Source organism: Pseudomonas sp. NFX224 (genome assembly GCF_048565165.1).
Lineage (GTDB): Bacteria > Pseudomonadota > Gammaproteobacteria > Pseudomonadales > Pseudomonadaceae > Aquipseudomonas.
Map to the genome: position 1 here is coordinate 5,809,545 of NZ_CP183416.1, position 13,433 is coordinate 5,822,977.

General features: G+C 59.7%; 15 protein-coding genes. 7 read left to right on the forward strand and 8 right to left on the reverse strand.

What is annotated here, in order from left to right; all coding sequences use genetic code 11:
* The first annotated feature begins 26 nt into the window (after positions 1-26).
* From ACNYC6_RS26605 to ACNYC6_RS26620, 4 genes are read left to right on the forward strand one after another with little or no spacing between them, the layout of a single operon-like run.
* Positions 27-266, forward strand: coding sequence for a hypothetical protein (locus tag ACNYC6_RS26605; protein WP_419709890.1), 240 nt, complete (start codon positions 27-29; stop codon positions 264-266).
* Positions 267-279: 13 nt separating this feature from the next.
* The gene (locus ACNYC6_RS26610) at positions 280-1,659 is read left to right on the forward strand and encodes an iron-containing redox enzyme family protein (protein WP_419709891.1); all 1,380 of its coding nucleotides are present in this window, start codon (positions 280-282) and stop codon (positions 1,657-1,659) included.
* Positions 1,660-1,703: 44 nt separating this feature from the next.
* Positions 1,704-2,648 (forward strand): methyltransferase, encoded by a 945-nt coding sequence (locus ACNYC6_RS26615; RefSeq protein WP_419709892.1) that lies wholly within the window; start codon positions 1,704-1,706, stop codon positions 2,646-2,648.
* Positions 2,649-2,660: 12 nt separating this feature from the next.
* Positions 2,661-3,782 carry a carboxylate-amine ligase gene (locus ACNYC6_RS26620; RefSeq protein WP_419709893.1) on the forward strand — a complete coding sequence of 374 codons (1,122 nt, stop codon included), beginning with the start codon at positions 2,661-2,663 and terminating at the stop codon, positions 3,780-3,782.
* A gap of 4 nt (positions 3,783-3,786) precedes the next feature.
* Here the strand turns inward: ACNYC6_RS26620 and ACNYC6_RS26625 are convergent, their stop codons facing one another.
* From ACNYC6_RS26625 to ACNYC6_RS26650, 6 genes are all read right to left on the reverse strand, one after another.
* On the reverse strand, positions 3,787-3,951 hold the full coding sequence (locus ACNYC6_RS26625) for a hypothetical protein (protein ID WP_419709894.1): 165 nt from the start codon (positions 3,949-3,951) through the stop codon (positions 3,787-3,789).
* Positions 3,952-4,050: 99 nt separating this feature from the next.
* The gene (locus ACNYC6_RS26630) at positions 4,051-4,506 is read right to left on the reverse strand and encodes a DUF2238 domain-containing protein (protein ID WP_419709895.1); all 456 of its coding nucleotides are present in this window, start codon (positions 4,504-4,506) and stop codon (positions 4,051-4,053) included.
* Positions 4,507-4,562: 56 nt separating this feature from the next.
* The gene (locus ACNYC6_RS26635; protein WP_419709896.1) at positions 4,563-5,147 is read right to left on the reverse strand and encodes a hypothetical protein; all 585 of its coding nucleotides are present in this window, start codon (positions 5,145-5,147) and stop codon (positions 4,563-4,565) included.
* A 226-nt stretch (positions 5,148-5,373) separates the two neighbouring features.
* Entirely contained in the window at positions 5,374-5,880 is a 507-nt protein-coding gene (gene msrA / locus ACNYC6_RS26640; protein WP_419709897.1) for a peptide-methionine (S)-S-oxide reductase MsrA, read from the reverse strand.
* 51 nt (positions 5,881-5,931) lie between these two features.
* Positions 5,932-6,435 (reverse strand): copper chaperone PCu(A)C, encoded by a 504-nt coding sequence (locus ACNYC6_RS26645; protein WP_419709898.1) that lies wholly within the window; start codon positions 6,433-6,435, stop codon positions 5,932-5,934.
* Complete coding sequence (locus ACNYC6_RS26650) at positions 6,435-7,040, reverse strand: SCO family protein (RefSeq protein ID WP_419709899.1); 606 nt, start codon at positions 7,038-7,040, stop codon at positions 6,435-6,437. The genes ACNYC6_RS26645 and ACNYC6_RS26650 overlap by 1 nt, the downstream gene beginning before the upstream one ends.
* Before the next feature lie 240 nt (positions 7,041-7,280).
* On the opposite strand from ACNYC6_RS26650, the gene ACNYC6_RS26655 reads away from it, so the two are divergent.
* From ACNYC6_RS26655 to nirD, 3 genes are all read left to right on the forward strand, one after another.
* Entirely contained in the window at positions 7,281-7,481 is a 201-nt protein-coding gene (locus ACNYC6_RS26655; protein WP_419709900.1) for a YbdD/YjiX family protein, read from the forward strand.
* Positions 7,482-7,920: 439 nt separating this feature from the next.
* Positions 7,921-10,482, forward strand: coding sequence for a nitrite reductase large subunit NirB (nirB, locus tag ACNYC6_RS26660; RefSeq protein ID WP_419709901.1), 2,562 nt, complete (start codon positions 7,921-7,923; stop codon positions 10,480-10,482).
* Complete coding sequence (nirD, locus tag ACNYC6_RS26665; RefSeq protein WP_419709902.1) at positions 10,482-10,850, forward strand: nitrite reductase small subunit NirD; 369 nt, start codon at positions 10,482-10,484, stop codon at positions 10,848-10,850. Before nirB ends, nirD begins: the two co-directional genes overlap by 1 nt.
* A gap of 52 nt (positions 10,851-10,902) precedes the next feature.
* Here nirD and ACNYC6_RS26670 read toward each other — a convergent pair whose 3' ends face one another.
* Positions 10,903-11,334 carry a nuclear transport factor 2 family protein gene (locus tag ACNYC6_RS26670; RefSeq protein ID WP_419709903.1) on the reverse strand — a complete coding sequence of 144 codons (432 nt, stop codon included), beginning with the start codon at positions 11,332-11,334 and terminating at the stop codon, positions 10,903-10,905.
* Between the two features lie 210 nt (positions 11,335-11,544).
* Positions 11,545-13,227, reverse strand: a complete 1,683-nt coding sequence (ilvD, locus tag ACNYC6_RS26675) for a dihydroxy-acid dehydratase (protein WP_419709904.1) — start codon at positions 13,225-13,227, stop codon at positions 11,545-11,547.
* Between the last annotated feature and the right edge of the window lie 206 nt (positions 13,228-13,433).

The following is a 13,433-nucleotide window of genomic DNA, read 5'->3' on the forward strand; positions in this document are numbered from 1 at the left end:
CGGACCTTTTTGTTGTAGAGGTGGGTATGGCTAGCGATTCGACTTACCAGGACAAGCTGCAACGTCAGGACCAGACACAAGGTTCTGCGCCTTCCAAACCGGAGCCCGATGGACCGCTGGCAAACCCCAACGATCCGGGCAAATATGATCCGCTGACACGACCTGATCCGGATGCTTCCCAACGTCCGGAGGATTGGGACGATCCGGCGGGCAGGGATGTTCCGGAGGCTGATGAGCAAACACCACTGTCCGACGACAGACGATAAAAGGAGCCTGCCCATGACGGTATTCAACACGTGTTCCGGGTCGGCTTCGTTGGTAGCCGGTGTCAGCAATGACGGCGGCTTTCGCGAACTGTATGGCGAGCTGTACAGCAGCGGCTGTGAGGCCGCGCAACGGGCAGAAACCTTCCTGCGCGAGCAACTGGCCCGTGCAGCCGAGCTCCCTTGCGACCTGCCCGACATACCTGAGCAATTATCGTCATGGGCTGAAAAACATTGCGCCGACGTGGCGCGCGACTATGCAAGTTATCTCGCCGAGCGTCAGCACGGAGCAGGGCGCCGCTATTTTACTAACAAGGCCCACGCACTGTATTTCCTGCAACGCGTGGCGCCGACCAAAGAGGTCGACGGCGCGTGGCTTGAGGGAGTTCTGGATCATTGGCGCGACCATCGCTTCGATGGCCTGCTGACGACCTATCTGGAAGAGTTGGGCAAGGGTGATCCCCGGCAGAACCATGTGCGGATCTACCGCACGTTGCTGGCTGAACATAACTGTGACGATCAGCAAGGCCTGGATGATGAGCACTTTTTGCAGGGCGCGATTCAACTGGCGCTGGGACGTTGCGGCACTGACTTCATGCCGGAAGTGATCGGCTACAACCTCGGCTACGAACAACTGCCCTTGCACCTGTTGATCAGTGCTTATGAACTGCGCGAGCTTGGCATCGATCCGTACTACTTCACTCTGCACGTGACGATCGACAATGTCAGCAGCGGCCATGGGCGCAAAGCCGTTCAATCGCTGCTTGAACTGATGCCGCTGGATAAGGGGCGGGAGTATTTCTATCGCCGCGTTGCGCTGGGTTACCGCCTCAACGACCTGGGTCTCGGTTCGACAGCGGTGATTCAAGGCTTCGAGCTGCAACGGGAAGTCATCGCGATGCTCGAACGCAAGCGCGTCTTCGGCCAGCACATGCATTCCGACTACTGCCGGCTCGAGGGGAAAACCGTCAACCAGTGGTTGTCGTCACCCGGCCATGTCGCGGATTTTCTTGCAGCGATGGAATGCAAAGGCTGGATCAAGCGACATCGCTCGCCCGATGAAAGTCGATTCTGGCAGTTGATCGAGGGCAGTACGGCGGCGATGTTTGGTGTGTTCAGCGGTTACGAGAAACAGCTCATCCACGACTGGATCGCGGGTGACTGGCAAGCGCCGAAGCAGCGTCCGGCACTGCATCGCGATCACGACAGCGCAGGCGTCGATTCGAGTACGCCGGATGATCCGGAGCTCAAGACGTTGCGGGACAGCCTGGACAATCAGGTACCGCACCAACAGCTTGAAGCGCTGAAGCCCTGGCTGTCTGCACAACGGCACCATCGCCCGGCCGGATTGTTCGCCACCCGCCGCTTTATCGAATTGCGTGCCCGTTTGCGCTGAACTCTTTTGCACGGACCTCTTTGCACTGACTTAAGGAGCGCCCCATGTCAGTACAACAAATCGCCGATCGGGCCTTGCTGGATTTGGGCAAGCGTCTGCGCGCCGAGCACTATCGTTTTGTCACGCCAACCCCACTGACCCACCAGACATTCCTTCAGCGCTCTGCCACACCGCTGGCGATGGATTGGCGCGAGGTGTTCGGTTGGTCAATGCCGTTCGACCACACGCTGTTTCCGGTTGATGAACTCGTGGTGCTGGAGCGGGCGGGCATTGTCGAAAGGGACAACGCGATGTGGCGCAGCACGGTGCGTTGGTCGAGCCTTGAAGGCTTGCTGTTCGCTCACTCGGCGTACCCGACGACGCAAAGCGACTCCGTATTCTTCGGCCCTGACAGTTATCGCTTTGCGCAATTGATCGAAGCGCATCTGCAACAGCACTTCGAACCGATACGGCGCGTGGTGGACATCGGATGCGGTGCCGGTGTCGGCGCATTGGTCGTCGCCCGTGCCCGACATGACGCCCAGGTGCTGGCAGTGGATATCAACCCGAATGCTCTGCGACTGTCAGCGGTGAATGCCGAGCTGGCGGGTGCCAACAATGTCTCGGTTTACCACAGCGATATCCTCGGCAGCGTCGAGGGCCAGTTTGATCTGATCATCGCCAATCCTCCTTATATGAACGATGGCCAACAGCGAGCCTACCGCCACGGCGGAGGTGCGTTGGGCGAAGCGTTATCGCTGCGCATCGTGCGCGAGTCGTTGCCGCGCCTGGACAGCGGTGGCAGCCTGGTGCTCTACACCGGTGTGGCGATGGTGGCGGGGCAGGATCCTTTTCTCGACGCCGTGCTGCCGATGCTGACTGGCGATACCTTCGGCTGGACCTATAGCGAACTGGACCCTGACGTGTTCGGCGAAGAGTTGCTCAAGCCCGGATATGAACGTGCCGAACGGATTGCAGTGGTGGCGCTCACCGTAACCCGGCGGCACTGACGGGCGCCCCTCATGAACATGACACCCAGATTCGGCATTGAAGAGGAATACTTCCTGACGGACCTGACAACCCGGCAATTGCTCGCGCAACCGGACGCCGATCTGCTGCGCGATTGCCGCGAGGCTGTCGGCCATGGGTTCGCCTATGAAATGTTCCAGGGCCAGATTGAAGTCGCCTCGCCGGTGTTCGCCGCGACAGAGGAAGCCGCCGAATTTCTTGGCGGTGTTCGTTCGCGGTTGAACCACACGCTGGCACTGCACGATTCGGGGCTGCTCTGCGCCGGCACGCATCCACTGGCGCACTGGCGTGATCAGCGCGCCACAGCCTTGCCGCACTTTGAACAGCTGTTTGCCGAATACCAGACGGTGGCGCAACGCAGTGTCCTGTGCGGCCTGCACGTGCACGTGGAAATTCCACTTGGCATCGACCGTATTGCGGTGATGAACGAAGTGGCACCCTGGCTGCCGCTGCTGCTTTTGCTCAGTTGCTCCTCGCCATTCTGGGAGGGTGCCGAGAGTGGGTTCATGAGCTATCGCCAGGTCGTCTGCGACGGCTGGCCACGCATGGGCGTCCCCGAATATTTTACCGACGAAGACGAGTATCAGCGCTACTTGAGGGTGTTGCGCGACGTTGGCGTGATTGAAAAGGACGGCAATGGTTGGTGGGGGCTGCGGCCTGCCAGCCGTTATCCGACCCTGGAATTGCGCATGACCGATGCCTGTCCTCGCCTTGCCGACACGCTGATGCTCGCCAGTCTGTTCCGGGTGATCACGGCCTTCGCCATTGTTTGCGACAAACCCGGTGTCGGCTACGACGCCACAACGCGCTGGCTGCTGGCGGAAAACCGCTGGCAGGCCAAGCGTCATGGCACCCAAGGGCGCTTTGTCACCGATACCCACGATGGCGTGATCAGCGCAGCGCAATGGCTTGATCAGGCCCGCTCACTGCTGGCACCCACCGCGCAACGTATCGGCGAAGGGCAGGTGTTCGATCAGGCCGAGGCGCTGTTGCTCGACGGAAACAGTGCCGGCCGTCAATTGGCTTGCCATGCCCGAGCGATGGCTAAAGGCGCGGACCCGCAGCAGTGCCTGTACCAAGTGGTGGATCATTTGCTGCAGGAAAGCCGTAGCTAGGAATTCAGTTGCCGTCGGCGACCTTGCGCTCGATTTCGTCGATCTTGCGGGTCAATTCATCGACCTCAGGTTCATCGTCCGAGGGCGAGGAAGCAGGCAGGGTTTCGTCCGCACGTTCGGCGTCGCGGCGTTTTTCGCTATCGGCAGGGTTTACGCGGTCGTTGTTCATGGTGCGTACCTCCAGTGTCTTCACATTGGAGACCATCGCATTGGGCGAGTTCGAGTTTTTTGTCGAGGGTCTGCTGATCGGTCGGTCAGCGGCCGAACCTCAGGATCGCACGCAATGCCAGGCAGATGAGCGCGCCGAAAAACGCCAGGGCGATGTCTTTCTGCGCGTCCCAGATATCCAACCGCCACGCAAGGGTGCCTGCCGACTGAGCATTTCCCGCAACGGGATCACCACCAACAGGCCATAGCTGAAATGCACCAGTCGATCATATTGATTGCGCTTCCAGCCCAGCGCTGCGTTGAGCGAGTGATCGGTGAGGGCGCGAGCCCATTCCTCATAAGGCACCTTGGCATAGGTGAAATGCGCGCCGAGTTCGTGAATGGCGAGCAGTAAAAGAACCGCCAGATAAGCCTGCCAGGACAGACGCCGGTGTCGCAGGCCGGCAGCCAAACCGAGTATGACGATCACGGGCACCACATTTTCCAGCCACCAGTCGACAGGGTCATTTGGCGCAATGCCGGACGCAATCACCGTTGCGACCGCCGCTGCCAGCAAGACCCCCGCCTGTTTCGGCGAGGCCTGTGGAGTCTGTCCAGCGGCGGCCGGGCGGTTCAAAACATGGTGTAGCCAAAGTAAACGAAGGCCACGGCAGCCGCGACGGCAAAAGCGCCCAAGGCTTTGGCTGTCGAGCGGCTGGAGTGCCCGGAACCCGTTGGGCGTTCTAAATGCGTGCCCGAATACACAGTAGGGGTATAGAAATCGTCCGTGGATGCCCGGTAGGTGTAGCGCAGGCCCAACAAGATGAACAGGACGATAAGGCCGATGACCGATGCGCGCAGGATGACCGGGTCAATCAAGGGCGGGGGGAGTTCTTCCGCGCAGGCTGGGCTGTCGATTTCGGCGATGCTGATACGACCCTGATCCATCGAAGCCAGCGAGGTACTCTTGAGGTACGTCTCCTGTTGCTCCAGGTCCAGTGCCTGATACTTCCAGAGTGTTGTCGAGCCTTCCCGGCAATAGGAAAAGCCACCGGGGTTGGCGGCGACGATGATGCAGGCGTCGTTGATCCCGCTTTTTTTCAGGGTTTCCGTGGCTGACCGGGTGAAATCCAGTTCAAGTACAGGAATAACTCCATTGGCAAAAGCCCCGGCCGAAACCATCAAGCTCCCCAAGAAGCAAATGGTTGAAATGTTCAAGGTTGTATGTCCTTGTCTTTATCGGCCTTTTTTGAACCGGCGAGTACTTTGCCCGCCGTTGATTGAGCGTAGTTCGCCAAACGGCATTGGGATGTCCAAAAGTGCACAAGGCGAACTGCGTCACCTTTTTGGACGATGCGTCGAAGCGCAAGTGAACGGCGGATGCACTCGGCGCAAGTGCAGCCTCGCTCACTCGACAGTTCCTACAGGAGAGGTGTTCGCGGCATTATCCGCGTTTCGGTAACTGCCAGTTCGGCCGAATGAAGTGGCAGGTGTAGCCTTCAGGAAGCCGTTCCAGATAATCCTGATGCTCGGGCTCCGCTTCCCAGAACGGCCCCGCAGGTTCGATCTCGGTGACCACTTTGCCGGGCCACAGACCGCAAGCGTCGACATCGGCGACGGTGTCCTCGGCGACGCGTTTCTGCTCTTCGCTGAGGTAATAGATGGCCGAGCGATAACTGGTCCCAACGTCGTTGCCCTGGCGATTCTGGGTGCTTGGATCGTGGATCTGGAAGAAAAACTCGAGAATCTGCCGATAGCTGATCTGCGTCGGGTCGAAGACGATTTCGATCGCCTCAGCGTGAGTGCCATGGTTGCGGTAGGTGGCATTGGGCACATCGCCGCCGGAGTAACCGACCCGCGTGGCGATCACGCCCGGTTTGCGTCGCAGCAGATCCTGCATGCCCCAGAAGCAGCCGCCGGCCAGAATGGCGGTTTCGGTGTTCGTCGTCATGTTACGCAACTCCCATCAAACAACGGCCTCGTGGGGGAGGCCGTCAGACCCTCATTGCATTTTGCTGTGGTCCATCTTGCTGTGGTCCATGCTGCCGTGGTCCATGGTGTCGAGGGCGCGTGCTGGAGCCTCGACCCTGATCGTCTCTTTCTCGCCCTTGGCGTTTTCCACTGTCAGGGTCAGCGGTACGTTGTCGCCTTCCTTGATCTGCCCGGTCAGGTTCATGAGCATGATGTGGTAGCCGTGGGGATCAAAGTTCACGGCCTTGCCGGCCGGCAAGGCGACGGACTCGACCTGCTGCATGCTCATCACATCGTCTTTCATGCTGGACTGGTGAATCTGCACCAGCTTGGCCACCGGCGACTCAACGCTCAGCAGCTTGCTGTCGGTGTCGGCCTTGAGGGTCATGAACGCGCCACTCGACGGCTGGCCGGCAACGGTCGCGCGGACCCAGGCATCGTCGACCCGGGTTTGCGCTGAGACCTGCCACGCCATACCGATCAGGGACAGACCCAAAGCTATTTGTTTAACACGTGCAGCGCAAAACGAAGTCATCAGCAGACCTCCATGACGGTGAGCAAATCTTCTGCACACTCTTGAGCGGTAAGGGACGCGGACAGGCCCAGGCGCAGATTGCCCCGGGAGTCGAACACGAAACTGGTGGCGGTGTGGGACAGGGTGTAAGTGTCGCCGCTCGGAACCTTCTCGAAGAATACGCCGAACTCCTTGGCGGTGGCGGCGGTTTCTTCCAGCGTGCCGTACAGCGCCTCGAAACTCGGGTCGAAAGCCTTGACGTACTTGTCGAGCAGCTCGGGTGTATCGCGCTCGGGGTCGAGGGTGATGAAGATCACCTGCAGGCGCTCGCCATCGCGGCCCATCAGTTTTTTCGCCTGGGCGGCGCGGGCCAGCGTGGTCGGGCAGACGGCCGGGCATTGGGTGAAACCGAAGAAAATCATCGGCATCAGGCCCTGGTAGCTGCCCAGCATCCGGGTTTCGCCCTCGGTATCCTTGAGCTTGAAGGAACGACCCAGGATCTTGTCGCTCAGGTCCTTGCCGTACTTGAACGACAGCTTGCTGCTGTCATCGCAGCCGGCGAGCAGGCCAAGGCTCAGCAAACTCATGCCTTGCAGGACCGTGCGACGGGAATACAACGTACTCATTAAAAAAGCATCCTGTGTAGCGACAGATGGAACACAGTGCCTGACGGGTCAGACGAAAAAAAGCGCAAGGATGTTAACAAACTGTTGCCCATTGGCGCTTAATCGATGGCCGACCGGTCATGCGCCAAAAGGTCGCGGGTGCCGTGATACATGAACATACAAACGGCCCGCGGGCGGACACAGTGCAGATACATCCGTGGTGTTACATCGGGTGGTCGAAACCTCATTGAGAGCACCGCCATGTTCCGCAAATTGCAGCAAACCGCCCGATTCTTCAGCCAGAGCGCGCGTTTGATGGTGGGCGTCCCGGATTACGACAACTATGTCGCGCAGATGGCGATCAACCATCCCGGAGAGCCGGTGATGAGTTACGAGGCTTTTTTTCGCGAGCGTCAGGAAGCGCGGTTTGGACGTGGGAAATGTAATACGCGGTGTTGCTGACCCCTCGAACACCCTAACCCCTGTGGGAGCCAGCAGGCTGGCTCCCACAGCTTTTTTGCGCACTTTTAAAGCGCGATGATCGATAACGTGCACCAGTGCGAAGCGATTTTCTGAACCCTTTCCGCCTGCGAAATCACCCGCTGACGATCCCGCGCACTTTGCCAAAAGCCTTGCTGGCAGGGGCTCGGCACGCATCTTTCCGGCTCCTGCGCTCGACTGGCACAAACACTGCATTCACCTCCTCAGCGCCATCTGAAAAAGATGGACCGCCCACTCGGTCAACGATGATCGAACAACCGCACAGGTCGTGGGCACTCTCGGTGGATCAGGCATGGCCGTCTGGTTTCAACACCGCAAAAGAACAGGCAAAGACGCCTGGAACCGCAAGGTTTCAGGCGTTTTTTTTTGCTTTTTGAACCGTGATGGGCAGGTGTCATTTATGAATTCCAATGTAGCCGCGTTGAACAAGCATCAAACACTGATCGTGATCGGCAATGGCATGGTCGGGCATCATTGTGTCGAGCAGTTGATCGAGCGCGGTGCCCTTGACCGCTATCGGTTGCACGTTTTCAGCGAAGAGCCGATGCGCGCCTACGACCGTGTGCATTTGTCTGAATACTTTTCCGGTCGCGATGCCGAGTCGCTGGCGCTGAGTGAGGCGTCGTTGTATCAAACGCCGGGCGTCACGCTGCACTTGGGTGTGCCGGTGCTGGAAATCGATCGCGAGCATCGTCAGGTGATCACCGCGCAAGGCTGCGTTGCTTACGACAAACTGGTCCTGGCCACCGGCTCCTATCCGTTCGTGCCGCCGATCGAAGGTGCCGAAGGCGATTCGCGGCTGGTGTACCGCACCCTCGAAGACCTTGATGCCATTCGTGCTGCAGCGGCCAATGCCAAGCGCGGCGTGGTGGTCGGCGGTGGACTGCTCGGCCTCGAAGCGGCCAATGCCCTGAAAAGCCTGGGCCTTGAAGCGCACGTAGTGGAATTCGCACCGCGCCTGATGCCGGTGCAGTTGGATGACCTCGGTGGACTGGCGCTCAAGGCGCAAATCGAGCGGCTGGGCGTCGGTGTGCATCTGTCCCGCGCCACGCAATCGATCAGCGCCGGCGAAGAATTCCGCTACCGGATGAATTTCGCCAACGACGAATTCCTCGAAACCGATCTGATCGTGTTTTCTGCCGGTATCCGCGCACAAGACGCGCTGGCCCGCCAGTGCGCGCTGGAGATCGGCCCGCGCGGAGGCGTGGTGATCGACGACACCTGCCTGAGTTGCGACCCGAACATCTACGCCATTGGCGAGTGCGCCTCGTGGAACGGCAGCCTGTTCGGCCTGGTCGCTCCCGGTTACCAAATGGCCCGCAGTGTCGCAGCGCGTTTGTGCGATGACGCCGCCGAGCCGTTCCAGGGCGCGGACATGTCGACCAAGCTCAAATTGCTGGGCGTCGACGTCGGTTCCATCGGCGATGCCCACGCCAACACGCCGGGTGCGCGCAGCTATCAGTTCATCGACGAAACCACCGCCAGCTACCGGCGCCTGGTGGTCGACGCCAGCGGCAAGCACGTACTCGGCGCGGTGCTGATCGGCGACAACAGTTACTACGACACGCTGCTGCAATACATGCAGAACGCGATTGCCTTGCCATCGGAACCGGCGGCGTTGATCCTGCCGTCGTCCGAAGGTGCGCCGACCCTCGGCCCGGGCGCCTTGCCCGAAACGGCCACGGTCTGCTCCTGCCACAACGTGACCAAGGGCGCGATCTGCTCGGCCATCGACGGCGGCTGCACCGACCTCGGCCTGCTCAAGTCGCAGACCAAGGCGTGCACCGGTTGCGGCGGTTGCGCCGGGTTGCTCAAGCAAGTCTTCGAGCATGAATTGATTGCCCGCGGGGTCAGCGTCGACAAGAGCCTGTGCGAGCACTTTGCCTACACCCGGCAGGAGCTGTATGCGCTGGTGCGGGTGGAAGGGGTGATCACCTTCGAAGAACTGCTGGCCAAACATGGCCGTGGCCACACCGGTTGCGACGTGTGCAAACCGGCAGTGGGTTCGATCCTGGCGTCGTGCTGGAACCAGCCGATCATGGACCCGTCGCTGGTGCCATTGCAGGACACCAACGACACGTTCATGGCCAACATGCAGAAAAACGGCACTTATTCGGTGGTGCCACGCATTCCCGGCGGCGAGATCACCGCCGACAAACTGATCGCTATTGGCGTGGTGGCGAAGAAATACGACCTCTACACCAAGATCACCGGCGGCCAGCGCATCGACCTGTTTGGCGCGCAGTTGCATGAGTTGCCGGACATCTGGGCCGAGTTGATCGAAGCCGGTTTCGAAACCGGGCATGCCTACGGCAAATCGACCCGCACGGTGAAGTCTTGCGTCGGCAGCACCTGGTGCCGTTATGGCGTGCAGGACAGCGTGCAAATGGCCCTGACCATCGAAGACCGCTACAAAGGCCTGCGCTCGCCGCACAAGCTCAAGTTCGCGGTGTCCGGTTGCACCCGTGAATGCGCCGAAGCGCAAAGCAAAGACGTGGGCGTGATTGCCACCGAGAAAGGCTGGAACCTGTACATCGCCGGCAACGGCGGTATGCGTCCACGGCACGCCGAGCTGTTCGCCACCGATCTGGATGACGCGACCCTGATCCGCTACATCGACCGCTTCCTGATGTTCTACATCCGCACCGCCGACAAGTTGCAGCGCACCTCGGTATGGCGCGAAAGCCTGGAGGGCGGCCTGGACTACCTCAAGGATGTGATCATCCATGACAGCCTTGGCCTGGGTGCTGAACTTGAGTCGCAGATGCAATTGGTGGTCAATCGCTACGAATGCGAGTGGGCCAACGCTCTCAAGGACCCGGAAAAACTCAAGCGCTTCCGCACCTTCGTCAACGATAAACGCCCTGACCCGGACATCCACTTTGTTCAGGAACGCGGCCAACGACGCCCGATCATGGCCGCCGAACTCAACCTTATCCCTGTTACCGAGGAGATTGTCTGATGAGCCTTTCCAATACCCAACGCGTGGAAAATGTCGACGTCTGGCACTCGGTATGCAGCCAGCAGGACCTGGTGAACGATTCCGGTGTGGTGGTGTGGCTGGACGGCGCGCAGGTGGCGCTGTTTTACCTGCCGGGCGCGGAGGGCAAAAATCTCTACGCCATCGATAACCATGACCCGCAGTCCGGCGCCAACGTCATTGGACGTGGTCTGGTCGGCAGCATCAAGGGCGATCTGGTGGTGGCGTCGCCGATCTACAAGCAGCACTTTCGCCTGGAAGACGGCAGTTGCCTGGAATACCCGCAGCAGCGGTTACGGGTTTGGCCGGTGCGGTTGAATCAGGGCAGGGTGGAAGTCGGCGTGGCCTGAAGAAGGAGGATGTAGCAGCTGGCTCAGCCGGCTGCTACACATTTGCGTCAGGTCAGAATTTGAAGGCTTGTCGTCCTACGAGTAACCATTTCCCATCCTGTTTCTGCCAGATCTGGAAGTTCTCGATCTCGGTAGGAACTACCTCCGTACCCTTCAGCGCCTGAGCCGAGAAGTGATGGCGGACCAGCGCGACATCGCCGGAAACGGTGATGGTCTGGTTCTGCATCTCAAGGGTCTTGAACGCGCTTTTGCCGGTTTCGATATCGGCGATGAATTCCTTCTTGTTCTGGATCTTGCCGCTGGAATGCCCGTAGGTCAGGTTATCGGCGGTCAAGGTCTGAAGCTGCGTGATGTTCTTGTGCAGCATGGCGTCGGTCAGATGATCGACGGCTTGTGCAACATCGTTGTCGGGTGAAGAGGAGGCGGCGGCGACGTAGCCGCTGAACAGGCAGAGAAAACCAATCAGCACTTTGACTTTTTTCATGGGTGTTTCCTTGTTGTTGTAGGTCGTCGTACAACCTAGCAGATTTCTCCTGTAATGGAAGATGCGGGCAGTGGATTGATGGCGGGGCAGTTGTCGCAGTCGGTGGATCGTTTTCGTCTTTGAGGTGTGGATGAAAAGTTCGCAGCCTTCGGCAGCTCCAATGGAATGCGTCTCCCTGCAGGAACTGCCGCAGGCCGCGATCTTTTGACTTTAAAGGTACTTATCCGTCACTGCCCCCTCCGAAGCGCTGGAAACCGTCTTCGCATACTTGGCCAACACTCCGCGCTTGTACTTCGATTCCGGTCGCACCCAGCGGGTCTTGCGCTCGGCCAATTCAGCATCGGACACATCCACGGTGATTTGCCGGGTTTCGGCATCGATGGTGATCTTGTCGCCGTTCTCGATCAGCGCAATCGGCCCGCCTTCAAAGGCTTCCGGTGTGATATGGCCCACTACGAAACCGTGTGAACCACCGGAAAAACGCCCGTCGGTAATCAGCGCCACATCCTTGCCTAATCCCTTGCCCATCACTGCCGAAGTCGGCGAGAGCATCTCGCGCATGCCCGGCCCACCCTTGGGGCCTTCGTAGCGGATCACGATCACTTCACCGGGCTGCACTTCGCCATTGAGAATACCGGCCAGCGCACCTTCCTCACCGTGGTAGACCCGCGCCGTGCCTTCAAAGCGCAAACCTTCCTTGCCGGTGATCTTGGCCACCGCGCCGGTGGGGGAGAGGTTGCCGCGCAGCACCACCAGGTGCGAATCCTTTTTGATCGGCCGGTCGAAGGGCAGGATCACGTCCTGGCCTTCGGGGTAGTCAGGCACGTTTTCGAGGTTTTCAGCGAGGGTCTTGCCGGTGACGGTCAGCACATCGCCGTGCAGCATGCCGGCCGCGAGCATGCGCTTCATCAAGGGCTGAATGCCGCCGATGGCCACCAGCTCGCTCATCATGTATTTGCCACTGGGTCGCAGGTCGGCGACGACCGGGGAAATCTTGCCCAGTTCCACGAAGTCATCCAGCGTCAACTCGACATCCACCGCGTGCGCCATGGCCAACAGGTGCAGCACGGCATTGGTGGAGCCGGCGAGGGCGATCACCACGCGGATGGCGTTTTCGAAGGCTTTGCGGGTCATGATGTCGCGCGGTTTCAGGTCGAGCTTGAGCAACTCCATGACCTGCTGGCCGGCGCGGAAACTGTCCGAGGCCTTGTCGCTGCCGACCGCGTCCTGGGAGCTGGAGCCCGGCAGGCTCATGCCCAGCGCTTCGATGGCCGACGCCATGGTGTTGGCGGTGTACATGCCACCGCAGGAGCCGGGGCCGGGGATCGCCACTTCCTCGATTTGCTTGACCTGGATTTCGTTGATGTCGCCGCGTGCATGCTGGCCCACGGCTTCGAACACGGAAATGATGTCGGTGTGCCCGGCACCGGGGCGGATGGTGCCGCCATAGACGAAGATAGAAGGCCTATTGAGCCGCGCCATCCCGATCAGGCAACCCGGCATGTTCTTGTCACAGCCGCCCACGGTCACCAGTCCGTCGAAGCCTTCGCAACCGGTCACCACCTCGATGGAATCGGCGATTACCTCGCGGGATACCAGCGAATATTTCATGCCTTCGGTGCCGTTGGCGATGCCGTCGGAGATGGTGATGGTGTTGAAAATCACGCCTTTGGCGCCGGCGGCATTTGCGCCTTTTTCGGCTTCGATCGCGAGTTTGTCGATGTGCATGTTGCAGGGGGTGACCATCGCCCAGGTCGAGGCGATGCCGATCTGCGGCTTCAGGAAGTCTTCGTCGGTAAAACCCACGGCTCGCAACATGGCCCGGGCGGGTGCGGCTTCGACGCCGTCAATCACTTGGGAGGAGTACTTGCGCAGATAGTCTTTATCGCTCATGACGATGCACCCTTTGAGGCAAACAGCATCAGTATAGAGGCCCGGCAGCGAGTATCCGGACTAACCAGTCGGGAGCAGACGCGCGGGTTTGTCGTGACGTGATATTCTTTACGCCAACTTGGTTTGACCTATTCAGTTTTCCTGTCTTTGAGACGGGCGAACAGAATCACTGTCGCTCAAGTAGCTGAAGCCAAAAAAGATAAAAA